This window comes from Senegalia massiliensis (assembly GCF_009911265.1).
GTDB classification, from domain to species: domain Bacteria; phylum Bacillota; class Clostridia; order Tissierellales; family SIT17; genus Anaeromonas; species Anaeromonas massiliensis_A.
The window spans coordinates 72516-97976 of record NZ_QXXA01000007.1; the positions used below are offsets into that span (position 1 = coordinate 72516).

The 25461-nt window shown below is 24.3% G+C and carries 32 protein-coding genes and 1 pseudogene; 2 read left to right on the top strand and 31 right to left on the bottom strand.

Features of this window, described 5'->3' with window-relative positions:
• Nucleotides 1–17 precede the first annotated feature (17 nt).
• The 20 genes from aroQ to D3Z33_RS07490 form a co-directional block, all read right to left on the bottom strand.
• Nucleotides 18–455, bottom strand: a complete 438-nt coding sequence (gene aroQ, locus D3Z33_RS07395) for a type II 3-dehydroquinate dehydratase (RefSeq protein WP_160197140.1) — start codon at nt 453–455, stop codon at nt 18–20.
• Between the two features lie 62 nt (nt 456–517).
• On the bottom strand, nt 518–1063 hold the full coding sequence (locus D3Z33_RS07400) for a shikimate kinase (protein ID WP_160197141.1): 546 nt from the start codon (nt 1061–1063) through the stop codon (nt 518–520).
• 23 nt (nt 1064–1086) lie between these two features.
• Nucleotides 1087–1356 (bottom strand): late competence development ComFB family protein, encoded by a 270-nt coding sequence (locus D3Z33_RS07405; protein WP_160197142.1) that lies wholly within the window; start codon nt 1354–1356, stop codon nt 1087–1089.
• A complete protein-coding gene (locus D3Z33_RS07410) occupies nt 1353–1850 on the bottom strand; it encodes a hypothetical protein (RefSeq protein WP_160197143.1) in 498 nt (165 codons plus the stop codon). The genes D3Z33_RS07405 and D3Z33_RS07410 overlap by 4 nt, the downstream gene beginning before the upstream one ends.
• 24 nt (nt 1851–1874) lie before the next feature.
• Complete coding sequence (locus D3Z33_RS07415; RefSeq protein WP_160197144.1) at nt 1875–3311, bottom strand: hypothetical protein; 1437 nt, start codon at nt 3309–3311, stop codon at nt 1875–1877.
• A 2-nt stretch (nt 3312–3313) separates the two neighbouring features.
• The gene (locus D3Z33_RS07420; RefSeq protein WP_160197145.1) at nt 3314–3889 is read right to left on the bottom strand and encodes a PilW family protein; all 576 of its coding nucleotides are present in this window, start codon (nt 3887–3889) and stop codon (nt 3314–3316) included.
• Entirely contained in the window at nt 3879–5813 is a 1935-nt protein-coding gene (locus tag D3Z33_RS07425; protein WP_160197146.1) for a hypothetical protein, read from the bottom strand. The genes D3Z33_RS07420 and D3Z33_RS07425 overlap by 11 nt, the downstream gene beginning before the upstream one ends.
• Nucleotides 5814–5821: 8 nt before the next feature.
• Nucleotides 5822–6559, bottom strand: coding sequence for a prepilin-type N-terminal cleavage/methylation domain-containing protein (locus tag D3Z33_RS07430; RefSeq protein WP_160197147.1), 738 nt, complete (start codon nt 6557–6559; stop codon nt 5822–5824).
• Between the two features lie 38 nt (nt 6560–6597).
• A complete protein-coding gene (locus D3Z33_RS07435; protein ID WP_160197148.1) occupies nt 6598–7362 on the bottom strand; it encodes a hypothetical protein in 765 nt (254 codons plus the stop codon).
• On the bottom strand, nt 7349–7915 hold the full coding sequence (locus tag D3Z33_RS07440) for a PilN domain-containing protein (protein WP_160197149.1): 567 nt from the start codon (nt 7913–7915) through the stop codon (nt 7349–7351). Before D3Z33_RS07440 ends, D3Z33_RS07435 begins: the two co-directional genes overlap by 14 nt.
• Nucleotides 7916–7926: 11 nt before the next feature.
• The gene (gene pilM, locus D3Z33_RS07445) at nt 7927–8862 is read right to left on the bottom strand and encodes a type IV pilus biogenesis protein PilM (RefSeq protein ID WP_160197150.1); all 936 of its coding nucleotides are present in this window, start codon (nt 8860–8862) and stop codon (nt 7927–7929) included.
• A gap of 43 nt (nt 8863–8905) precedes the next feature.
• Nucleotides 8906–9649: a prepilin peptidase gene (locus D3Z33_RS07450; RefSeq protein WP_160197151.1), complete on the bottom strand. Its 744-nt coding sequence runs from the start codon at nt 9647–9649 to the stop codon at nt 8906–8908.
• 6 nt (nt 9650–9655) lie between these two features.
• Nucleotides 9656–10018 carry a competence type IV pilus major pilin ComGC gene (locus D3Z33_RS07455; RefSeq protein ID WP_160197152.1) on the bottom strand — a complete coding sequence of 121 codons (363 nt, stop codon included), beginning with the start codon at nt 10016–10018 and terminating at the stop codon, nt 9656–9658.
• 19 nt (nt 10019–10037) lie between these two features.
• Nucleotides 10038–11246, bottom strand: a complete 1209-nt coding sequence (locus tag D3Z33_RS07460) for a type II secretion system F family protein (protein WP_160197153.1) — start codon at nt 11244–11246, stop codon at nt 10038–10040.
• A gap of 19 nt (nt 11247–11265) precedes the next feature.
• Nucleotides 11266–12315, bottom strand: coding sequence for a type IV pilus twitching motility protein PilT (locus tag D3Z33_RS07465; RefSeq protein WP_160197154.1), 1050 nt, complete (start codon nt 12313–12315; stop codon nt 11266–11268).
• 8 nt (nt 12316–12323) lie between these two features.
• Entirely contained in the window at nt 12324–14003 is a 1680-nt protein-coding gene (locus tag D3Z33_RS07470) for a GspE/PulE family protein (RefSeq protein WP_160197155.1), read from the bottom strand.
• A 55-nt stretch (nt 14004–14058) separates the two neighbouring features.
• Entirely contained in the window at nt 14059–14877 is an 819-nt protein-coding gene (gene aroE / locus D3Z33_RS07475; protein ID WP_160197156.1) for a shikimate dehydrogenase, read from the bottom strand.
• Complete coding sequence (locus tag D3Z33_RS07480; protein ID WP_160197157.1) at nt 14878–15378, bottom strand: YqeG family HAD IIIA-type phosphatase; 501 nt, start codon at nt 15376–15378, stop codon at nt 14878–14880.
• A gap of 52 nt (nt 15379–15430) precedes the next feature.
• Complete coding sequence (locus D3Z33_RS07485) at nt 15431–15751, bottom strand: hypothetical protein (RefSeq protein WP_160197158.1); 321 nt, start codon at nt 15749–15751, stop codon at nt 15431–15433.
• Between the two features lie 59 nt (nt 15752–15810).
• The gene (locus D3Z33_RS07490; protein WP_243153456.1) at nt 15811–16974 is read right to left on the bottom strand and encodes an MFS transporter; all 1164 of its coding nucleotides are present in this window, start codon (nt 16972–16974) and stop codon (nt 15811–15813) included.
• Nucleotides 16975–17076: 102 nt separating this feature from the next.
• On the opposite strand from D3Z33_RS07490, the gene D3Z33_RS07495 reads away from it, so the two are divergent.
• On the top strand, nt 17077–17463 hold the full coding sequence (locus tag D3Z33_RS07495; RefSeq protein WP_160197159.1) for a DUF302 domain-containing protein: 387 nt from the start codon (nt 17077–17079) through the stop codon (nt 17461–17463).
• Nucleotides 17464–17487: 24 nt separating this feature from the next.
• Here the strand turns inward: D3Z33_RS07495 and D3Z33_RS07500 are convergent, their stop codons facing one another.
• The 7 genes and pseudogenes from D3Z33_RS07500 to D3Z33_RS07535 form a co-directional block, all read right to left on the bottom strand.
• Complete coding sequence (locus D3Z33_RS07500; RefSeq protein ID WP_160197160.1) at nt 17488–17856, bottom strand: hypothetical protein; 369 nt, start codon at nt 17854–17856, stop codon at nt 17488–17490.
• Between the two features lie 25 nt (nt 17857–17881).
• Nucleotides 17882–19708, bottom strand: a complete 1827-nt coding sequence (gene typA / locus D3Z33_RS07505) for a translational GTPase TypA (RefSeq protein ID WP_160197161.1) — start codon at nt 19706–19708, stop codon at nt 17882–17884.
• 157 nt (nt 19709–19865) lie between these two features.
• Nucleotides 19866–20060, bottom strand: a complete 195-nt coding sequence (locus D3Z33_RS07510; RefSeq protein ID WP_160197162.1) for an H-type small acid-soluble spore protein — start codon at nt 20058–20060, stop codon at nt 19866–19868.
• Between the two features lie 48 nt (nt 20061–20108).
• A pseudogene (locus D3Z33_RS16700) lies at nt 20109–20390 on the bottom strand (sigma-70 family RNA polymerase sigma factor); the annotation flags it as partial.
• A 750-nt stretch (nt 20391–21140) separates the two neighbouring features.
• Nucleotides 21141–21305, bottom strand: coding sequence for a hypothetical protein (locus D3Z33_RS07525; protein ID WP_160197164.1), 165 nt, complete (start codon nt 21303–21305; stop codon nt 21141–21143).
• Between the two features lie 225 nt (nt 21306–21530).
• On the bottom strand, nt 21531–22412 hold the full coding sequence (locus D3Z33_RS07530) for a M23 family metallopeptidase (protein ID WP_160197165.1): 882 nt from the start codon (nt 22410–22412) through the stop codon (nt 21531–21533).
• 230 nt (nt 22413–22642) lie between these two features.
• Nucleotides 22643–22795: a hypothetical protein gene (locus D3Z33_RS07535; RefSeq protein ID WP_160197166.1), complete on the bottom strand. Its 153-nt coding sequence runs from the start codon at nt 22793–22795 to the stop codon at nt 22643–22645.
• Between the two features lie 197 nt (nt 22796–22992).
• Here D3Z33_RS07535 and D3Z33_RS07540 point away from each other — a divergent pair, with 197 nt between their 5' ends.
• A complete protein-coding gene (locus tag D3Z33_RS07540) occupies nt 22993–23160 on the top strand; it encodes an aspartyl-phosphate phosphatase Spo0E family protein (RefSeq protein WP_160197167.1) in 168 nt (55 codons plus the stop codon).
• A 197-nt stretch (nt 23161–23357) separates the two neighbouring features.
• Here D3Z33_RS07540 and D3Z33_RS07545 read toward each other — a convergent pair whose 3' ends face one another.
• The 4 genes from D3Z33_RS07545 to D3Z33_RS07560 form a co-directional block, all read right to left on the bottom strand.
• The gene (locus D3Z33_RS07545; protein WP_160197168.1) at nt 23358–23684 is read right to left on the bottom strand and encodes a hypothetical protein; all 327 of its coding nucleotides are present in this window, start codon (nt 23682–23684) and stop codon (nt 23358–23360) included.
• Between the two features lie 166 nt (nt 23685–23850).
• Nucleotides 23851–24012: a hypothetical protein gene (locus tag D3Z33_RS07550; protein WP_160197169.1), complete on the bottom strand. Its 162-nt coding sequence runs from the start codon at nt 24010–24012 to the stop codon at nt 23851–23853.
• Between the two features lie 158 nt (nt 24013–24170).
• Nucleotides 24171–24350 (bottom strand): hypothetical protein, encoded by a 180-nt coding sequence (locus tag D3Z33_RS07555; protein ID WP_160197170.1) that lies wholly within the window; start codon nt 24348–24350, stop codon nt 24171–24173.
• 825 nt (nt 24351–25175) lie between these two features.
• Nucleotides 25176–25358, bottom strand: coding sequence for a hypothetical protein (locus D3Z33_RS07560; RefSeq protein WP_160197171.1), 183 nt, complete (start codon nt 25356–25358; stop codon nt 25176–25178).
• Nucleotides 25359–25461: the final 103 nt, after the last annotated feature.

The window sequence follows — 25461 nt, forward strand, 5'->3', positions numbered from 1 at the left end:
TCCTCCTAAATATTAATTTATATTTTTAAAACTTCATTTATAGCATCAATTGCTATTAGATAAGTTTTATATCCAAAGCCACTTATACTGCCTTTTGTAACAGATGATATAACTGAACTATTTCTAAAACTTTCCCTGGCATAAATATTAGAAATATGAACTTCTATAACAGGTATATTAATAGATTCAATTGTGTCTCTAATAGCTATGCTATAATGACTAAACGCACCAGCATTTAGTATTATATAATCAAATTTATCATCTGATATTTGCAATTTATCAATAATACTTCCTTCACTGTTTGAACTAAAAGTCTCTAATTTATAATTTAATTTTTTACATTTTTCAATACAAAGGTTTTCAATTTCATTTAAAGTTTTATCACCATATATATCGTTATCTCTTTTTCCCAATAAATTTAAATTAGGACCATTTATCATAAGTATATTTTTCATAAATCCTCTCCTATCATACACTATTATATATTACCACAAATTTCACATATTTAATAGATAAGTTATTTTTTCTTTCTATAATTTTTTTTATATCTATTCTTAAAATAAAGTCTGCTTATTTCATTTACAATAGTATAGTGATTTTTATTATCAACTTTAATTACAAAATCAGCATCCCTATAATATAACTTTCTTCTTTTATTTAATAATATAGAAACTTCTTTAGTCCAATTTTTCTTCTCTAATAATGGTCTCTTTTTATAAGAATTTTTAAGGTTATAAATAATATTATCTGTAGAGCTTTGAAGTAAAAAAATGAATCCATTTTTTTTTAAAAGCTGAATATTTTGAGGATTTAAAATCGTACCTCCACCTGTAGAAATTATTTTATTTTCCTTTTTGCTGATTTCCTTTATTATCTGATTTTCTAATTCTCTAAAATATACTTCCCCATATTTTTTAAATATATCTTCAACCTTCATATTTTCTTTTTTTTCTATTAAAAAATCCGTATCAATAAATTCCTTCTTTAATTTTCTAGAAAGTCTTCTTCCATTTGTGGTTTTACCTGTTCCCATAAATCCTATTAATACAATATTTGTCTTCATTTTATCACCAACTATTTAAATACTTATTTATGTCTTGGATTTCTTATTACTATTTCTGTAGCTTTTGTAAGTTCCCTAAGAATATCTGCAGGAAATTGTCCTTCTAATTGTGATTTTAGTTTAGAAGAAACTTCACCTATGGATCTTGATATATATTTAGGTGGCAAGTTATTAAGTGCTATTGCTAGTATATCATTTTTGCACTCTTCACATTTACAAGCAGTTGGATATTTATTTAATACTTCTTTTAAGTGATATTTTGCTTCAGTTTCCATAAAATTATATAATGTCATTTGTTTGTCCCCATTTCATACTCCAGATCATCTTGATATCCTTTCTTTACATCTTCATACATATGAATTCTACCTGTTGCAGGTGTAATTGTTATTTCTATATAGTTATTATTACTATTATTTATAAGTCTTATTGTTCCAGCTCTTGGAGATGGAACTCCTATTTTAGTAAAATAATTTTTTTTGTCAACTAAATTAGTTGCTATTGTAAATTTTTCATTTAAATATACTCTTTTATTAGGTTCTCCTTTTAATGAAACATAATAACTATCTTTTTTGCCTGCAGAAGTTATAAAATGTATTTTATTATCAAAATTATATTTACTTGTTTTACTTTTTGTTTTAATATAATTTAAATCCATAACAAGTTCTCTACCAAATCGTTTCATTTCAGAATCACTAAAATCAAACTTTGGTATTGCTATAAGAAATATTATACCCATAATAGCTAATATTAAAATTAATTCTATTATTGTAATACCTTTATTATCCATAATTTATACTCCTCTTAATTAGAGCTAATCTATATTTGGCAAATCTACAAAATTTATATTTTTTATTGCTTTTTTTTGTAGGCTTGTACTTTTATTAAATATTATAGTATTTTTTATGTTTTTGAATACAGTATCACTTTTTATAGTATAAACTAAAATATATCTATTTTCTATACCGCTATCTAATATATTTAATCTTAGTTTATTGTCTTGATTATTATATTTTATTCCATCATTAATGGTTAAAAATTGTTCTTTATTAATATCATATTTATATAGTTTATAAGAATCAATTTTAATATTATCTTTATTAAAATATATATCAATATCAGTATTTCTAGTATTAATATTGTTAGAAGTAAACTCCACCCCAAGATTATATTTGTTTTCTATAGCTAAATCTATATTATCATATTTATAAGAAATATTGTTGTTATAAAATAATCCCATATCTTCGATTTTAATATTATTTCTAAAATTTTCTATTCTTACTTGTGTTGGAGGAATAGTGAATTTTGAAATAACACTAGGATCTTTAAGACTCTCAAATGAAATTTCACTATTATTATTTGGTAAGTTATATGTTCCTCTTTTACTAGATTTGAATTTAATATTAAAACTAATAGGTCTAGCTTTATAGTAATCACCTAATAATTTATATACTAGTCGTTGATTTAATGAGCCTGTAATCTTTCCATTTTCATAACTAAGTCCTAGTTCCCTAAAATTTTCATCTTCAATAACTTTAATGTCTGGAGGTATTTTATAATTAATATCTATTATCCTTTCAATCGAACCTATTTTATTATCTCCAATAGGATAATTAGACTTTTTAAGTTCTATAAGATCATAATTACTATCTACAGCTAAAACATATACATAAAATTCACCATTCAGATAATCTTCACTGTTTTCAATAGGCGGATCATTTAATTCAAAAAGAGGTATTTGATTGTTATGGAAATAAGTTTCATCATCTAATTTATTTTTATTTTTATAATAAGACTGAAGAGGAACACCATTTCCATTTTTATTAGAATAGTTTTGAATATCTAATTTATTAAGTTTATTTTTAACTTCATTATATGATTTTGATGAATACAATAAAAAAATATCTTCTACATTATTATAATTATAATGGTTATTGTTTAAAGTATAACTAGCTCCAAATTTATTTAACTTTAAATTTTCATTATGTTTTATAATTTCTACATTATTAATTAGTCTACTATTATCATCAATTGAATCTTTTTGAATATTATTAGGGGTTATAGTATAGTTTATTTCTATTTCTTCATCAGTTAAATAGTAATCTCCTGTCAAATTTATTAGAGTGCTTTTTATATCTAACTCTACTATTTCTTCTCTATTAGAATTTGTAATTTTATCGGCTAATATTATTAATGGAGATATTGATATAGATATTATTATAAAAATTATTATTAATTTCTTGTTCTTCATTTTCAAACCTCCATATTTCTAAAATATATACTAGTTTTAATAGGTTTTATATCATATTCTTCCTTTGTATAAATTGTAAAAGATATTCCTTTTTGATTGTCTAATTCATCTAAAATTGGTTCTATGGTTATTTTATTTATATAAAAAGATATTTCCATATTAGCAGATGTTTCAGTAATGTTATTCATGTTTTTGCGAATATGACCATAAACTAACTTATTGTTTCTTAATGCAAATATTTTTCTATTGTATTCATATCCATCTCTTGCTTCAAGTAAAGTTGAAAAAATAACATATTTTATTTCAATTTCTTTATTTTTATAATTTCTTAATTCTTCTACATTAAATTTTTTTCTATTTATATCTTTTATTTCTAATATTCCTTTTGTTTCAATGACTTCTCTAGATATAAATTCTACTGCTGTTCTCATATTCTGCTGAACTTCTATCTTTTTTTGATTTCTTTCAAAGTTTTTTATATTTGTGATAAATATCGAAAAGACCATAGTTGAGACTATTCCAATTATCCCTAGTACTAAAAGTAATTCTATAAGAGTAAACCCCTTTTTATTTATCATAGTTTATCTTCCATTCACTTAATTCTATTATAGAATTTATATCATAATTTATTTCTTCATAAGGAACTAATTTTTCATATGCTATTATTTTCTTTTTTTCAATATTGTCATATTCTTTAAATAAATTTTTAGTAAGTTTTTCATTTTGTGAAAGTAATTTAAATACATAATTTTCATTACTAATAACATTGACATTACTAGTAGAATTAAAATTAAGATCATATCCAGATACAACAGTTCCATTAATATTTGTATCATTATATATAGCCATTTCTCCACCTGAAATTAATATTCCTTTAAAATTCAATTTATTGTTTATGTCTATACTACCTCCAGCTATCATTATTCCATCAAAGTCTAAATCACTATTTATTGCTATACTACCAGAAGATATCATTATTCCTTTAAACTTAGATTTATTCTGTATATCTATAGACCCATTAACAACATTTACCTTCCCTGTTTCACTTTCAAATTCTACATTTACTAAATTTGGAATATATTTAAATCTATCTATCACTCCATTACTTAAAGTACCTATTAATTCATCTGCTTTTTCTTTAATAACCTGTACTTGTGTACCATTTGGAATATTAGGTTCAATTGCTAAACCTTGATTTAATAATATACCTTTACTTAGTGAATTTTTAGGTGTTTTTATGCTTTGTCCTAAATTTAATTTAGTATGATTTTTATTTGATTCAGAATAAAATCTTTCTATTTTTTCATCTAAATTATTTGTTTTTAATAATACCATAGGATTATAATAGTCAAATGTATCATTTTCATTAGAAAATTTTTCAGTATAAATTTCATAATTTTCCTTTATAGAAACTGATTCACCAGTCTGATAATTTGGTTTTGTATTAATAAATGCAGTACCTAATATAGCTAAATTTTTATTAACTATTATCTTGTTGTTCTCCATAGAATCTATCACTATTGCACTCGAACTACCAGGGATATTACCATCACCATATCCAAAATAACTATTTATATTAATATCATTAATTCTTCCATTAATATTTAAATCATCACTAGTATAGAGTTCTTCTATTTTAACTAATGTATCAGTTGTATTAACATTTTTTGTAATAACTCTGCCATCTATTATGGATAACTTTCTAGAATTATTTATATTTATATTTCCAAATTTTTGTTCTTGTAAATTTTTATAATTATATTGTGGATTTACAAAAACATCACCATTTATATTAAAATTTGAAGAATCAATATTTAAATTTCTGTCTACTGATATGGCATTTTTAAGCATATGATAATTTGGTATTTCTGTTATTTTTGATTCATATGAATATAAACCACTATAGTTTGGTTTTTTCAAACTATACATAGCACTTACTGATTGTGTTATTTGACCTTTTATATATGTGGAGGTTATTTTAACTTTATCATCATCTTTTTCATATTCAGCAGTTATATCATAACTTTCATTTTTATTTGATTTATCTTCACTTAACTTTAGTAATTTTTCACTTAATATCTTAAAAAAAATTAAATTATTAGAATTACCAATTTTTTTATCTAAAAATTGGTAATAACTATTTTCAAATATTTCTTCTTGTTTTCGGTTTATATATTCATCATTTATATTTCCATCATCTGTTATGTAAGGACTATTTTCTTTTTCTCTTTCTGCTTCTAAATCTACTTCTAATATTTTATTTGCATCTTTATTAGCTTCTTTTATTCCTATATGAATTGTTTCTATTAGCTCATCTTGAGCTAATTCTAACCCTGATTCTGCAAAATAAAAATTTCTTTTTAATTTACTATTCATTATACCTATTTTACTATTTGTAATAGCTATTGAATAAAGAGTAGTACCCAATATAGAAAGTATAGCAAATATTATAATTAATGTTACAAGTGTTGATCCTTTTTTATTTTTATAAATATTTTTCATATCATCACCTATTGAACTATATTTTTATAACTTTCAATTTCCTCAATTAATTCTCTTTTAGGATCATTTATATCGCCTTTATATACTTTAATATTTACTTTATACAAAACAGATTTAGAATTTTTACTACTATAATTTTTGTAAATTTTTATAGGACCTAATTTGTTTAGAATGGAGACTTTTTGATCTTTTTCTGTATATATTTTTAATAATTTAATAGACTCATTTAAAGCTTCTATTTTTACTGTTTTTTCTTTCTTTAAATTATTATCTTTTATAAATATATTAATAGATTCTTCTATAGGTTTTATTAAATTCACTGTTTGAGCTATCTTTGGATTGTTTAAATTTGTTTTAAGTATATAATTATCATTAGTAATAGTTAAAATATAATAGTCATTTTTCTCTAATAAAGATGAGTTTATTTCTATAATATTTTTTGTCTCTTCTTTATTCTCAAATTCTTTTTTCTCATTTTTTATTATCTCTACTTTATATGAAAAATGATTATATTCATCATCATTTTTTTCAATTATTACCTCTTTTAAATTTTCCTTTAATTTTATTTTTTCCATCTCATCTTGTGCTATAGATAAAGCCATCATTTTATCATTTGCAGTATTTGTTGCTTTTGCTGAATTTATAAAAAAAGAACTTATAGGTATTATAATTATAGAAAGTATAGCAAGGGTAATTATAAGTTCCAGTAAAGAAAACCCCTTATTATTTTCAAATATTTTTTTCATAATATGCTCCTTCTAAATATAAGGATTAATTTTATTTGCTATGTGGTAAATGGATTATCCTTACCATTTACATTTGTATTTGGTATTTCAAAATCATCTTTAAATTCATCTATTTTTGGTATTCCATAAAAATCCAACAATATATTTCCAGTAATACCTTTTTCATTTTTTACCATGGTAATACCTCTAATTATAATATCTTTATTATAATTATCTATTAATGATAAAAATTTATTAATTTGATGATAATCCCCTGAGTAAACTATTGTAGCTGAAATACTTTCAAGTTTTGTGCTTTCTTTAATTTCTTCTGTTTCTTCTGATTGTTCTATTTCATTTTCATAATCTTTTTCAACTAATTCTTTATTATTTTTAACTAAATTATTATATTGGTTTACTATATTTTTAAATCTACTATCTTCTTGTTCTTCTATTTTAATCTCTTCTAATTTTATGGATTTCATAGCTTTTTCAGAAAAATTTATAGCATCTAATTTTAAATTTGACTCTTCTATAAATTTATCAAGTAATAATATTATTCTACTTTGTTCAAGTTCAGGAAATAAATCACTTGTTAAAAAAGATATTTTTTTCTTTTTATCTTCTATTTCTTCATCTAAAGATTTGACAGTATTTATACTAGTTTTAGAGTTTGATAAATCATCTAAAAGTTCAGATTCTTGCTCTTTTAATTTACTTAATTTGTTTAATTGAGGATTTAATATAAAATTATATAATAAAACTACAAATAATAAGCTAGCTACTATTATCAATAATTTTTTTTCTCTTTTATTTAGTTGCATTTTCATCACCTCTAAGTATAGAAGTAAGTACAAATATATATTTATCATGTAAATTATCTTTTGAAATAGATGTTATATATACATTAGAAAAAAAGTCTTTTTCACTTAAAACTTGTTGAAATTCAGCAATAGATTCTCTATTCTCTGTAGTTCCATTAATTTCAACTATATTATTTGTAATACTCATAGAACTAAAGTATAATGAATTTGGAATACTAGAATTTATGCTTTTTATTATATTTGTATTTATAGTATTTACACCTTCAAACTCTGAATTTATTTCATTAGCTGAATATAAGTATTTATCTAATATCTGGATTTCTTTATTTTTTACTTCTAATTTATTTAATTGAGATTGTACTTTTTTAGAGTTTAAAATATTATTCATTTTAACTATATTATTTTCAATTTTATAAGTATTATAATAGTACCATCCCGTATAAATAATAGATAATACTAAAAATACAGCAATAGATATTATTATATATTTAGAGTTTATACTCTTATTTTTTTCTTTATTAATATATGGCGAAAATAAATTTATATCAGTCATTTAATCACTTCCTATAATCTTATTGTAGAACCAATATTGTTAAAATAATCTACTATATTAATACTTTTCATAGATTTAGATACCTTTAATGGATCTATTTCTTTTAATTTTTCAGTTGGAATATTAAAATAAGATTGAATATTCTTATCAATATCTTTTAATTTAGCCCCTCCACCATACAAATAAATTTTCTCTATTTCATTACTTCTATTTAAATTTTTATAGTATGTAAATAACCTTTCAATACCTTCTAAATATTCACTTATAGTATTATCTGTTAAATCATTAGTTCCTGTGGTCATTACTCTATTAAACATATTCACACCATTTGAAATTAGATTTATATTAGTATTTTTATAACCTATATCTAAAAAAGATAGGGTATTCTTATTTAAAGTTGTACCATTGATTTTTATTTCTTTATTAATTAATTTTGATATTGCATTAGAATTTAAATCTAAAGCCATAGGATTTAAATCTAATTCTTCTAAGAGTTCCATATATCCTTTAACAGTTTTTTTAGGTATTGCCACAACTAAAAGTTTTATTTTTTTTATATTATAGTTATCAATAAACTCTTCTCTTTTTCTATAATCTAATACATAATCATTTAGTGTTATAGGTAAAAATTCTTCTATTTCATATTTAACCATCTCTTCTATATCATCTTTTTTTACAAAAGGTAAAATTATTTCTCTTGATATTATATTTGAATAATCCAGTGTTATAATTCCATATTTACCTTTCATTTTCTCTTTATCTAAATTCTCTTTTATATAGGAGGATAAATAATTAGTATTCATGATATTTCCATCATTTATAGAGTTTTTTGGAGTCTTTATTGTAATTGCATTTTCTAAAACAAAGGATTTATTTGTGATTTTTGATTGTAATATTTTTATGTTTTTATTTCCAATGTCTAATGATAATATTTTTTTGTCAAACATAGCTTCCTCCTATTTTTTTTAAGGGTTTATGAAATATAAACCCTTAAAATATAATTTTAAAATAAATATTTAATATTTCATCTGAAAATAACATTACTATAATACTAGCTATAGCTATAAAAGGACCAAAGGCAATAGCATCTTTTCTATTTTTTACATTTGTAATTAACAAACTTATAGAAACTAAAGCTCCTAATATAAATGATATAATTATCACCATAAATACTTTAAGTCCAAGCAAATATCCAATAAGAGATATAAGTTTTATATCTCCACCACCCATACCCCCTTTAGATATAAATGCAATACTTAAAAATAACCCTCCACTTATAAATAGTCCTAAAAGCCCATTTATAAGTGAAGAAGGAAAGCTATATAATATATGTATAGGAGTTATAATGATAAATCCTAACAATATTAATTTATCTGGTATTATTTGATAATTGTAATCTATAAAACTAATGACTATAAGTATAGATGCTATTAGCATATATATGGCAGAAATACTACTAATCCCAAATATATTATAGATAGTTAAATAAATTACACCATTTAATAATTCAACTATAGGGTAAATGATAGATATTTTTTCATTACAATATTTACATCTTCCTTTTAAAAATAAAAAACTTAATATGGGAATTAAATCCCATGGTTTTAATCTTTTCCCACAGCTTGTACAATTTGACGAGGGATAATTTATTGATTCACCTTTAGGTATGCGATATATGCATACATTTAGAAATGAGCCTATTATTATACCTGTTAATAATATGAGTATTTGCATTTAGGGTTATTTATTCGTTGTTGGCTTATTTACTTCAACATTTACTATTCCATCATTTAATGTAATAGTAAATCCTGTTGCACCTTTTTGTTGTGGCATAGGTGAATTTTCAAGATAACCGTCAGTAACTAAATTATCTATAGTAGGAGTACTATCAGCATTTTTTTCAGCAATATATAACTCTGCAGCTTTTTCTATAGTTTTTGCTGTTGCATCATCCGCTTTTATCCTCGCATTTTCTTGTATATCTAAATACTTCGGCACTGTTATTGCTGCTATTATACCTAATATTGCTAAAACTACTATAAGTTCTACTAATGTAAAACCTTTGTTGTCTTTCTTGATTTTTTTATTAATCCATTTTAACATTTTACATTCCTCCTTGTTTTTAATAGGATATTGTGTTTATCATATCAAACATAGGAAGTACCATTGCTATTACTATTGAACCTATTACTACTGCCATAACTACTATCATAATAGGTTCAAGTAATGATGTAAACTTCTCTATGGTAGTACTGACTTCTTCATCATAAAAATCTGCAGTATTTTCTAATACTGTATCAAGAGAACCTGACTCTTCTCCTACATTTATCATTACAGATAACATAGGTGGAAATATTTTAGTGTTTTTTAAAGACTCACTTAAAGTTTTGCCTTTTTTTATATCTTCTTTAGAATTTTTTATAAAATCACTTCCCACTTTGTTCCCTAATACATTTGATACTAAATCTAATGAATCAAGAAGTGATATTCCACTTGATTGAAGTAGTGAAAATGTTCTTGTAAATCTAGCTGTCATTATCATTTTTAGTGTATTATTAAGTACTGGTATTTTTAATTTGAATTTATCAATATTATATTTTCCTCTATCAGTATCATTATATTTTTTAATAAAAATTACAAATATTAATATAAATAATAATAATATATGCCATTGTGACTTTATAAAATTGCTACTGGAAAGCAATATCATAGTAGCATTAGGTAATGGCGCTCCACTAGATTCAAACATGGATACAAATGTAGGCATTACTATAGTTAACAAAAATATTATTACAAATATAGATACTACTGATAAAACAACAGGATAAATCATTGCTGATTTAATTTTATTATTAATTTTATTTTCCTTTTCATAATGATTAGCCATTTTATACATTACTACATCAAGATTACCTGTACTCTCACCTGCTATTATCATATTTATAAAAAGATCTGGAAATATTTTTTTATGTTTTAATAAACTTTCTGAAAAAGTAAGGCCTTTTTGTAAATCTTCAAATATTTCTTCTATAGCTATTTTCAATTTTTTATTAGTGATTTGCTTTCTAAGTATATCTAAAATTGTAGGTATTGTTATACCTGCATTTAGCATTGCATAAAATTGTCTTGCAAATATAGAAATATCTTTTGATTTAACTTTACTAAAAAATATTGATTTTATATTTTTGCTGCCTTTAACTTTTTCAACTTTTGAAGGATAATAACCATTAGACCTAATCATATCCACAACTTCTGCTTCTGTATCAACTATATAAGAACCTTTTATTTTAGTGCCATCTTTTTTTATAGCACTATATTCAAATTCAGGCATAGTCTACCTCCCAATAACTTTACATAAACCTTTTTATATTTTCCTTATCTATAGAATGTGTTTCTAATGTTTCACGTGATATCTTTCCTTTGTTATACAGGTTTAATAAACTATCATCCATATTTTGCATGCCGTATTTTTTACCTGTAACTATAGCTGTCTGTATTTGATGAGTTTTTCCTTCCCTTATTAAATTCTTTATAGCAGGAGTTAAAAACATTGTTTCAAGTGCTAATTCTCTCTTTTTATTATTTATATTTGGAAGTAATTGTTGTGATATAATTCCTTCTAACACATTTGCAAGTTGAATTCTTATTTGATGCTGCTCACTTGATGGAAATACATCTATTATTCTATCTACTGTTTTTGCTGCTCCCACAGTATGAAGGGTAGATAATACTAAATGTCCTGTTTCTGCTGCAATGAGTGCAGTTTTTATAGTATCTAAATCCCGCATTTCGCCTATTAATATAACATCTGGATCTTGTCTTAAAGATGATCTCAGAGCTACAGAAAAAGATTCAGAGTCAGTTCCTATCTCTCTTTGATTTACAATACTCTTATCATGTTTATGCAAATATTCTATAGGATCTTCTAATGTAAGAATATGCTCTTTTCGGGTTTTATTTATATGATTTATCATTGAAGCAAGTGTAGTAGATTTCCCACTACCAGTAGATCCAGTGACTAATATAAGTCCTCTTTTTTTATTAGTAAGATCCTTTATTACAGGTGGGAGATTTAAATCTTCTATAGTCGGTATATCAAGTGATACAGTTCTTATTGCAATTCCATAAGTACCTCTTTGTTTATATATATTAACTCTGAATCTTCCTACACCGTTTTGAGAATATGACTTGTCCAATTGTCCTTTATCTTCTAATATATCAAATTCTTTTTTGCTTAATAATTGATTTACCAAATTTATATTATCTTCTGGAGTTAAATCTTTTAAATTCATCTTTTCTAAATTACCATTTATCCTAACTACTGGTGGATAACCTACTGTTACATGTAAATCTGAAGCCCCTATATTCATTGATTGAGTTAAAAGCTCTCCTATATCCAATTTATCACCTACTCTTTTGTATATGAAACTTTAAGTAATTCATTTATTGATGTAATGCCTTTTAGCACTAAATCTTTATTATTTTCATATAGAGAAGTCATACCACTATTTATAGCCATTTCTTTTAAATCATCTATAGAACTATTATTATTTATGACTTCTCTTATTTGTTTATTTACTTCTAATATTTCATGAATACTAATTCTTCCCTTGTATCCTGTATTATAACATTTATTACAACCTGTCCCTTTGTACAGTTTCACAGATTCACATATACTCAATATGTCTTCTTCTTTTTTTCCACTTATATATTCAGTTTTACAATTATCACATATTCTCCTAACTAGTCTTTGAGCTATTACTCCTATCACTGATGAAGCTACAAGATAAGGCTCTATATCCATGTCTACAAGTCTTGATACAGTTGATGCTGCATCATTTGTATGCATTGTACTTATTACAAGATGTCCTGTAATAGCTGCTCTTATTGCAAGTCTTGCTGTTTCTTCATCTCTTATTTCTCCTACCATTATAATATCAGGATCTTGTCTTAATATTGATCTAAGTCCTGATGAAAATATAAGACCAGATTTTGTATTTATTTGAACTTGATTTATTCCATCTAATCTATATTCAACTGGATCTTCAAGAGTAATTATATTTTTACCTACTGAATTGAGCTCTTGTAATGCTGCATATAAAGTAGTAGTTTTTCCACTACCAGTAGGACCTGTTACAAGTAATATTCCATTAGGATAATTTAATAACTTATCAAATCTATTTAAATTATATTTATTAAAGCCTAATCTCTCTTTTGTCATTATGTTATTTATTCTATCTAGTATTCTTATAACTATTTTTTCTCCATATACAGTTGGAAGACTTGATACACGAAGATCAATATCTCTCCCTTCTATATTCATTTCTACTCTACCATCTTGAGGTACTCTTCTTTCTGCTATATCCATCTTTGATATTATTTTTATTCTTGTAATTATTGCAGAATGAGTATTCTTTGTAGGGTTCATGATTTCTTGTAAAGTACCATCTATTCTAAATCTAATTCTAATTCTATCTTCATATGGCTCAATATGTATATCACTAGCCCTTGATGATATAGCCTGCTTTATAAGTGAGTTTACAAGCCTTACCACTGGTGCATTATTTATCTCATTTAATAATTTCTCATCTAAATTAGAATTGAGCTCTATGTCATATTGATCTTTTAAATCTTCTATGGCTTTTTCAGCACTTTTCTTTCCATAATATTGTTCTATAGAATCCAATATATCTTTTTTTATTGATATAGCTGGCTCTACATCTAAACCTGTAGCTATTTTCACATCATCTATAGCAAATAAATTTAAAGGGTCAGACATAGCTACTATTAATTTCCCTCTATCTTTTTTAATAGGAATCAAAGCATATTTTTTAGCAATAGTCTCAGATACTAAATTTACTACATCCGGTTCAATAAAATACTTATTTAAATCTACATGGGGAATACCCATTTGAAACTCTAATACCTCAATAATATCTATTTCTGTTACATAACCCTTATCTACTAACTCTTCTCCTAATTTTTTACCTGTATCCTTTTGTGACTTCAATGCTTGTTCTAATTGATCATGTGAAATCTTCCCTACTGAAGTTAAAAGATCACCTAATCTCTTTGAATATTTAGCCATAATATCACCCACATTTATATTATAGTATTCTACAATTTTAAGCTAAATCCTTCTTTTATTTAAATATAAAAGGATAAATTTTCAAATTTTCTGATATCCATATTCTTTCACTTAATATAGCTTGATTTACTAACATATCTAATCCATTAATTGTGGTTTTGCCTTCCTCTTTTGCTTGTTTTAAAAATAAAGTTTCTTTAGGTTTATATATAATATCATAAATAATAGTTTTATCGGAAAATAAAGAAGTATCCAAAGGCTTTTCCTTTTCATTTGGATACATTCCCACTGAAGTTGTATTTATAATAATATCATAATTATCTTTTATATCTTGTTTTTCTAAAAAACTTAAGTCTAAATTTTTATATTTGCTTTTTATATCCTTTATTAAGCTAAGTGCTCTTTTTTTGTTTCTATTAACAATTGTTAATGATTTTATACTTTCATTAGCAATTGTAAAAGAAATAGCTCTACTTGCTCCACCAGCACCTATTATGAGAATATTTTTGTTTTTTAACTGTATATGTCTATCTTTTAATGACTTCATAAATCCTAATCCATCAGTATTGAAGCCAATAAGTTTTCCATTTATATTTTTTACAGTATTAATAGCGCCTATCTTTTCAGCTATTTGATCTATGTTATCTAAATACTTTATTATTTCTTGTTTATAAGGTAATGTTACATTGAATCCTTTTATAGATAATGACTTAATTCCTAAAATAGCTTGTTCTAAGTTTTCAACTTTAAAGCTTAAGTAAACTGCATTTATATCATTATATTTAAAATTAGTATTATGTATATAAGGAGATAAACTTTTTGATATGGGATTTCCAATGAGACAAAAAAGATTTGTATAGGAATCTATATTCAATTAATTTTCTCCCTTTTTTATTTTTCTAAGTACAAACCTTTCAAATTTACGTACAAATGTAGTCCACCAAAATTCCTTACTTTTAATAGGAACAACAAGAATTGTATATATTCCCATTCTATTTCCTCCTAAAACATCAGTAAAGATTTGATCTCCTATAATCGCAGTATTTGTTTTGTCAGTTTCTAAATAACTCATTGCTTTTTTAAATGGTGATTTAGTAGGCTTTTTAGCTGAATGAACAGTATATATCTTTATTTTTTCAGTAAACTTTACAACTCTATCTTCAGTATTGTTTGATACCAAGCATATATCGAGTCCATGACTCCTTATTTCGTCAAACCATTCTATAACTTTAGCTGGTGCTGTTTTTTTATCCCATGCAACTAGTGTATTATCAATATCTACAATTAAACCTTTAATACCTTTGTCAACTAATTTTTCAAGGTCTATTTCAAATATAGAATCTACATAAAGTTTTGGTATAAGTAAATTTTTCATAATTTTTCCTCCATTTATTTATTAGCAAAAATACAACAGGCATAAACGCCTGTTATTTTACATCACATTCTCTTATTTTTGCTACTTTTTTAAGTAATTCTACCTTATCTTTTCTTTCTAGTTTAGTAGCATCTCTTTCCTCAAAATTTTCACTTTTATTATTATGATTTATATATACAGTTTTTTCTAATTCTGATATTAAATATGCATCTAGTTCTTGATTATTTAGACTATCAGCACTTTCATATTGTTCAAATATTTCTTTTGTCATATTTTCATCCGGATTTATTCTAAATGAAATAGAATCTCCTTTCTCAGAAATAAAATTATAAAGATGTAAATATTCTCTTTTCTTAGTTTCTTTATCTGACATATAAAATCATCTCCTAATTATTTATATAATATATTTTTACCCAATTATATTATTAATATTTAGTTTAATCTAACATTTTTTGTATCTAAAAATATAATAATGCTAAAAATAGTACTAATTACTAAAGAAATTGGTATTATATAAAAAGAACCATAAGTTCCGATAATATCGTTAAAATATCCTATCAAAAAGTTTACAATCATACTTATGCCAGATGCAATAGAGACAACTATCCCTGTTACAAAAGAGCTATTATTTGGAAATACTTTTGATATAGTTACAACTATTGTAGGAAACACTATAGAAAAAAATATACCTGAAAAAGATATTATTATGAGACCTTTAGAACCTAAAAGCAGTCCACTTGTATATAAAGTTGTTGCAAGGAATAAAGATATCATAACAGATTTAAAATGTCCTACTTTTTCCACAATAAACCCTCCAAAAAATCTTCCTATTGTAAATATACCTAGAAATATTGAAGAATATAAAGCAGACTTATTCTCATTAAAATTATATGTCGTTTGCATAAAGTTAATAAACCAATTTCCTGTACTCATTTCAGCAGATATGTAAAGACCTAATGCTAATATATAAAAATACGTTATTTTATTTTTAAATATAATATTCCAATTAATACTTTCTTCAACTTCATCTTTATTTTTTTCTGGTATTTTTATAATGAAAGAAATTAAAAAAGCAATTAAAAATAAAAATATTAATATCATATAAATTGTTCTAAAACTAAAACCTTCATATAACATATATCCTGAGCCTCTTTGCGTAATTGTAGCACCTACACCATAAAAAGAATGAATCATATTCATAAGTACCGCTTGAAAAGAAATAGCTAGTAAAGGTATCAGTGTATTTATGCTTATTACTATAAGTGAAACTCCCATGTTTATAATAAACATTCCAATTAAAAGAACAATAAAATTTGGTGAGTAAAACAATAAAATTAACGAAGTAATACAAGATACCATTCCAATTTTCAAAACTTTCTTTTGACCTATTTTATCACACAATATACCACCTATAAATGTAAATGTCATATATCCTAGAGAAGATATAATTAACATTAAACCCATAGATGTGTCATCGACTCCAAATTCTTTTTTAAAAACCGGTATAAAAACTCCTCTTACATTGTCCCCCATTGAAACTAATATCATTAACAAAAAAAGAAAACCTATAGTTTTTTTATTTTTTATACTTTGCAAAAAAATCCCTCCACATCCATCTTATTTATTATAACATATTATTTAAGATTAAATAAACTAATATAGGGTAACTTTATATTAGGAATTCCTAGGAGGTGTATTATGGATTTAGTTTATGAGAAAAGCAGTGAAAAGTCTTTAGAAAAAGCACTTGAGTCATTAGAAAAAAACTTAAAAGATAATAATTTTGGTGTGCTTTGGAAACTTAATTTTAAAGATAAGTTAGAAGAAAAAGGTCTAGAATTTAAAGATGATTTTGTAGTGCTTGAAGTGTGTAATCCTAAGCAAGCAAAAGATGTATTAGAAATAAATATCCATATTGGTTATATTTTACCTTGTAAAATGGTAGTTAGATCTGAAAATAATAAAACATACATTGGTATGACAAGACCAGAAAAACTAATAGGTTTATTTGATATACCTAAATTAGATAGTGTTGCAAAAGAAGTAGAAAAATCTTTAAAAAATGCAATAGAACTTTCTATTTAAATAAAGCTCTGCATATGCAGAGCTTTATTTAAATAGGCTTTCTAATTTCTTATCAATTAAAAAAATATAAATTATTATTGGTATTAATAAACTGAATATCATTGTAAGGGAACTTCTCATCCCATAGTTTTTAACAGATAATACAGATAGTATAACAATACATATTATAGAGATTATATCTGATATTAGAGCTATAACTCTTCCCCACTTCTTAAGTAAAAACATACCTATACCTCCTATAAAAAGGAATATAGAATATGCTAATATAATCCAACTTAAAAAATCATTTAAATTAGGTGTTAACAAATAGAAAAATAAAAATATACTGATTATAATCATAAATAACCCAATTATTTTAATTTGTAATTTATCTGTAAGTCCAAAATTATTCAATATATATCCCCCTTGTATAATAAATTTAACTTTTTCTATTAGCTCTTTTTCTTTTTACTTTATCTAATATTTTTTTTCTTAATCTAATATTTTCTGGTGTTATTTCAACAAGTTCATCATCTTCTATAAATTCTAGAGCTTCTTCTAAACTAAATTCAATTGGTGGTACAAGTCTAAGTGCTTCTTCCGACCCTGAAGCTCTCATACTTGTAAGATGTTTTTTCTTATTTACATTTATATCTATATCTTGAGTTTTGGAATTCATCCCAACTATCATACCTTCATATACTTCTGTTCCTGGATGAATAAATAAATTTCCTCTATCTTGAACGTGATACATTCCATATGTGACAGAAGTTCCGGTTTCAGATGCTACAAGTGAGCCTCTACTTCTGCTTGGAATATCTCCTTTAAATCTTTCATATCCATCAAATATTGAGTTCATTATACCATTACCCTTAGTATCAGTCATAAATTCTGATCTATATCCAATAAGTCCACGTGCTGGTATAGAAAATATAAGTCTAGTATATCCACCTTCAGATGGAACCATATTTACCATTTCACCTTTTCTTTTACCTAATTTTTCAATTACATTTCCCATAAATTCTTCAGGTACATCAATTGTTACAAGTTCCATAGGCTCATGTTTTTTATTGTCTATTGTTCTATATAATACTTTTGGCTTAGATACCATAAATTCATAACCTTGTCTTCTCATTGTCTCTATTAATATAGATAAATGAAGTTCTCCTCTACCTGAGACAACAAAAGAATCAGGAGAATCTGTTTCTTCAACTCTTAAACTTACATCAGTATGAAGTTCTTTAAAAAGTCTTTCTCTTATCTGTCTAGATGTAACATACTTTCCTTCCCTACCTGCAAAAGGTCCATTGTTTACAGAAAATACCATAGATATAGTTGGTTCAGATATTTCAACAAATGGTAAAGCTTCAGGATTTTCTATATCACAAATAGTATCTCCAATACTTATTCCTTCAACTCCAGCAATAGCAATTATACTACCAGCTCTTGCATTATCTACAACAGTTCTGTTTAACCCTTCAAACTCAAATAATTTTGTTATTTTTATTTTTTGCTTTTTTCCTTCATCAAGTTTATTAACCATAACTGCTTCTTGATTTGTTTTTATAGTTCCTCTTTCAACTTTCCCAATTCCTATACGTCCTACATATTCATTGTAATCTATAGTAGATATAAGAACTTGTAAGTCATCTTTTTCATCTACTTCTGGGGCAGGAATATTTTTTATGATACTCTTAAATAAAGATTCCATATTATCTTCTTGTTTATTTATATTTAATGAAGAGGTCCCTTCCTTTGCAGAAGTAAATACCACAGGGAACTCAATTTGTTCCTCACTAGCATCTAATTCAATAAATAAATCTAATACCTCGTCTATTACTTTCTCTGGTCTTGCTTCCGGCCTATCAATTTTATTTATTGCCACTATAACAGGTAAATCTAATTCTAATGCTTTTTTAAGCACAAATTTAGTTTGAGGCATAGGTCCTTCAAATGCATCTACTACCAGCACTACTCCACTTACCATTTTAAGTACACGTTCAACTTCTCCACCAAAATCAGCATGTCCTGGAGTATCTATAATATTTATTTTAGTCCCATTATATTCTACTGCAGTATTCTTTGAAAGGATAGTTATTCCTCTTTCCCTTTCTAAGTCATTTGAATCCATAACTCTTTCTTTTATATTTTCATTTTTTCTAAATATACCACTCTGTTTTAAAAGTTCATCTACAAGTGTAGTTTTTCCATGATCAACATGTGCTATTATTGCTATATTTCTAATATCTTCTCTTTTATTTCTCAAAATATTTCCTTCTCTCTATAAAGTTTATCCTCAACTTAAATACTATATCATACAGTTCACTTTAGTACAAATAATATATGAAAATTTATTATCAATTATGATAAGATTAATTATGACAATATAAAAAATATGGCAATTGCCATATTTTTTTATATTGTTACATTTCAAATTCTAAGTCTGTTTCTTTAAGTTCCTTTGCTGGTACCTTTATTGTTTTATCATTTATCATATCTTCTACTTCTACTAATCCCTTTTTTTCTTCAACTTTTTTTAACCATACAGGAAAATTATTGTATAATACTTCTATCTGTTTATCAGTTTCTATTATTTGTTTTGCTCTTTTTTTATCCATCAAAACACCTCCTAAAACTAGTTTGATATATTGATGAATAAATTATTCTTAATTTGTCATTTCCATTGCTTTATTTAATTTGTTTACTGCTTTTTTTTCTATTCTTGAGACATAAGATCTCGAAATTCCAAGCATTTTTGCAATTTCCCTTTGAGTTTTACATCCACAACCTAATAATCCATATCGTAATTCTATAATATTTTTTTCCCTTTCTTTTAAAACGTCATTTATTTTATTATATAATTTTTTCACTTGTAACTTTAAATGTACTTCATCAATTACTTCATCTGGATCTGTCCCTAAAATATCTAAAAGGGAGATTTCATTGCCCCTTACTTATTATCAACATATATTCAATTTTATACTTTATATAATAATACAACCTTAAAAAATATATAATATAAATTTAATTGATTTAAATTATATTATATGCTAAACTTTGATTTAAATTAATAATATGTATAACAAAAATTAAGTAAATACTATATATATATTTTTTTAGCTACTCTTAAATAGATATAGTATATATTACTATTGAACTTTTATATAAAATTAAATACATTGTCACTTTTATACAAAAAAATATATTTTTTTTGTTACTTTTTCCTCATTGTTAATCAAATCAGTTTGTAATATAATAGGAAAAAATAAGAAAAAACATAATTTTTAATGAAAGTGTGGTTAATATGGAAAATATTGAAAAGGAGATAGAGTTATTGAAAAGTCAAATCAATAAAATATTACTAAAAAAAAATTACATATGTGTAAAAGAAGTGGGAAATATAAGTCAAAAATTAGATAAGCTTTTAGATATATATGATAAAATTTAATATAAAATAATTAAGACAAGGAATACGTTAGATATTCCTTGTCTTAATTATTTTATATTAAATTTTATTTTTTAGTCTTGATATTTTTACATTGCTATCATCTGAATTATTAAAGCAATCTAACTTCATTTATAATGCTCCCTTCTGCTCTAATAGTTTAAGCTATTATCCCCCTTATATCATAATATGAGATCACTGCTATTAATGTTAAAAAACAATATAAAATATTTTTAATCTAATTTTATCAATATCAATTATACATTGTATCCTTTGAAATAGATTTTAAAAACGCTTTCTTTTTCTTTGTAATTTCTATATAAGTATTTTTATCAATCTTTTTATCTTCCAATAATTTATCGGCTAGTTTAATGAACATTCTTGTTACTTCCCTAAGGTCATTCTTATTATATTTCAATTTAAACTCCCCTTCCTAGTATATATTCGACAAATAGCTTAAAACTTCTCTGTAAAAAGTAAAAAATATGTCGATTCCATTTTATCAAATATAAGCATTTTTTTCATTATATTTCTTATTGTTAACAAAGTAACTTTATAATATAATAAAAAAAGTAAAGGAAAGGTAATATTTATAAAAATGTGGTAACTATAAGAAGTTGAAATGTATTGAATTATAATATTATTATTTATTATTCAATGACGATACATTATACCCACGTGTAACCCTTCCACTTGGAATATCAATCTGTTTCATATACTGTCTATTATCATATTCATTATATTTCAAAGGAACTCTTAATTTTATGTTTTTAAACATTATCGGCAACCCAAAACTACTATAAAAACTTTCGCCATTTTGTAATTGAAAATGTAAATGTGGTTCAGTTGAATTTCCAGTATTTCCACATTTAGCAATGACTTGCCCTCTTTTCACCTTATCTCCTACTTGTACAGTAATACTACCTTTTTTTAAATGTGCAAGAGTCCCATATTCATCAACATCATGTTGTATTACAATAAAGTTTCCTGCAATATGATTTGCTCTACTGTAAAACTTACCTTTTCCAAGTATATAGCTATCTTCTGCATTATTTACAATATCTACTACTATACCATCTGCAGGAGATAAAATAGGTTTATCGTAACAATAATATTCATCTACAGACTTTGGATTATCCCTATAGGACTTTCCATCATCATCTAAGATAACAAAATCATAAGCATATCTTTGGGTTGGGATATCCCATGAATGTGAAAATTCTTTTGTATAACAACCATTTACAACTACCCACTCACCTTCAAAAGGTAAATCATATTCTACTTTATTTCTATAGTTTTCTACATTAGGATAATTACCTCTATACTTAATCTTTAATTTAACAATTCCGATTATCTGAAAAAATGAGCATTTAAAAAATGAAAAATCTAAAGCAACTTCGAGCAAGCCAAATAACCAAAATAGCCAGAATAATTTAAATATTGGAAAATCACTAAAAAACATAGGTAATCCTAATAGTCCAATATATTTTGCATATTTAGAAAAATAAAATAATTTGTATCTCATAATCTTCTCCTTATCCTATAAAAGTTGTAAGTTTATACCCTTAACCTGAATATTTAATACTATTTAAATTAATATATAACTATACTATATTTTACCATATAATCTTATATAAAAAAATGAGGTTTTTTTAAAAATTTCGACATAAAAGTAAGTCCAAGAAGAGTCTCAGTCCTTATTGGTATTAATGTTTTAATATTTTTTATAATATTTGAAAAAGTTAATTATACCTCTTACCTTTTTTTAGTAATTCCTAAAAATTCTTTCTTTTTCTTTGTAATATCTATATAAGTATTTTTATCTATTCTTTTATCTTCAAATAACTTATCTGCTAATTTAATAAACGTTTTTGTTATTTCTTCAAGGTCATTTTTCTTATATTTCATATTCAATTCCCCCTTTTTAATATATATTCTACATAAAGTTATTAATTCCTCTACATAAAAATGAAAATTTCAGAATATTAATTCATTTTATCAAATATCAGAATGTTATTCATTATATTTCCTATTGTTAATAAACTAACTTTATAATATAATAGGGAAAGTGAAGAAAACACAAAAATTTATGAGAGCGTGGTGGCATGGAAAAATTAAAAGATATTGAAAATAAAATAATATCATTAAGAACCCAAATGCATAAACTGCTACATAAAAATGATTTTATTACCACAAAAGAAATAGTAAAAATAAGTCAGGAATTAGATGAAGTTCTAAACCTATATCATAAAATAAAAAATAAAATCAATTGACATAAAAAAGACTAGGTCTATTTATTATAAACCTGGTCTTTTTAATTTTATATTTAATATATATTTTTATAAATTAATTTTATAATAACCTTCAAGAATTATCTATCCTTCTATATATATTATTATAATATATTAGGGAATACTTAACAATTTTATTCATTTATTTTTATATAGAAAATTTCTATTATTCTCTTAAATTATATTAATTTTTCAGTAATGATCTCTTCTAATACATCTTTTATACTTCTTCTCTTATTTATTTCTGTTACTAATTCATTATAACTTGTTCTCATTATTATTTGTTTTTTAGATATTTCTTCTTCTGAAACCCTAATTTTTTGTTTACCAATCATTGCTTCCCAAATTAAGTATTTATCATCAACTAAATTTTGTTTTGTATAAATCTTATATGGTGCATTTTTCAGTTGATTCAGTAGGGTTTCTAATGTGTTTTCTATCTCTTTCTTTCTAGAATTATAATTTTTAACATGATTTTTTGCCATATATGGCCATTTTTTATCCATAACAGCTCCCCTTTCTATATAAAATCTTCTACATATAAATGTATTTTCCTTTATCTTTTAATCGCAATATTCGACAATATTTTATAATTTATATTTTTTAAATTCATATTCACTTGAATCAGGTGCACTCATATATTTCTTTATGAACTCTTGTTCTTTCTGAGTTTTACACCCTTTCACTCTTAATCCTCTTCTCTATATAAATAAACTGTTTATCAGAGGTTAAGCTATCTACATAGGGTAAAATTTTTTTAGTAAATCTTATTCGTTCTTTAAAACTTGTATATGGTATTGCTTGTACTACCATTAGATATTCGTGTTTTAACATTTTAGTTCCTCCAAGTAATCTAATAACATTTCATTTTCTAAGACTATTACTTGACTATGCTATAAATAAATTTTTATTATATCTTCTCTTAGTATATATTTTTTTCATAGATAATGTGCTGTTTAATTATTTTAAATAGATTCACTATTTAAAGTATTTTATATAGCAGTTATATCATATTGATTTGATATAATACCTGATTTATTTATACACGTCTTATAATTCATAGTCTGTAATACATAAAACTTCGGATATTCTTTTATGATAGTCCCTATCATCTTTTTTTTACAGCCTCTTTTTACTGATTGTAATACTTCATATTTTTTTCCTACTTTCATAATTTTTCCCTCCAGATACTTGTAGTTTTTTATCCTTTTTTGATTGATATATTATGTTTAAAATATCATTATTTTAGTATATTTACTAAAAATTTTTAATGAATATATATAATTAATTATTTCATTTATTTATTTCAAATTTGCATCATTTATGTTTATTACTTTCATATATTTTTATTTTTTGTATTTATTATTATATTTTTATTATCATTTGTGATAAAATCTTTTAAGTTTTTATCCTTATGCTTACGAAAATTCATCTTTAGATTTTTAGCATCACTTGAGTTCATAGTTTCTAGTCCTTCGTTACTTTTAAGTTAAGACATATCTTAAATGTATTGTTCATCCACCGCCTGTAAGGTTATATGCTTTTCCGCTTCTGTAATGACATATTCTAAATAATTACTAATTCTAAAATTAAAAATATCTGTTTTAAATTTTTTACTTAACTTCTCTCACAAATTTCATTTAGTTCCTCCATATAATATAGTATATATTCTTTAAAATGTGATCCATATGCTAAGTCCATTGATTATTACTACTCAATTTGGTATAATTAACATATATTATTTATTTACAACCTGACCTTTTCTAGATAGCACTCTAGAGAGGTCCTTTCTTTTGTTTTCTAAATCATTTACTTCTTTTTGAAGCTTCAAAACTAATTTTGCTATATATGAATGATTTATTTTAGATACTTCTATAAATTCTGTTGACTTTTTTTAGTAAGAATAATAGTTTTTCTAGAATTTATATCTATGTTTTCGTACTTACTACCCATTCATTTTACCTACTTTCCTTATAGAATATAATTAAAAACTAATGCTAATCTTCATATTTTGCATTAATCCTTATCTTATCTTCGTAACTGAGACTGTTCCATATTTGCCAACCAACTCTCCTCATTTCTTCTTTAACTTTCTCTTGGTCCAACTCTGGATCTGGTTCTAATATATGGCAAATGCTATTACCAGTCTTGTAAGTAGCTAGTATTTTTTCTTTTTGCATTTCACATCCCTCCTATTTAAATTTATGAAACTGCTAGATTGTACTATTACCAGTTGATTTAGTTCATGAAAAACATTACATAATTTATCTAATTATCCATAAA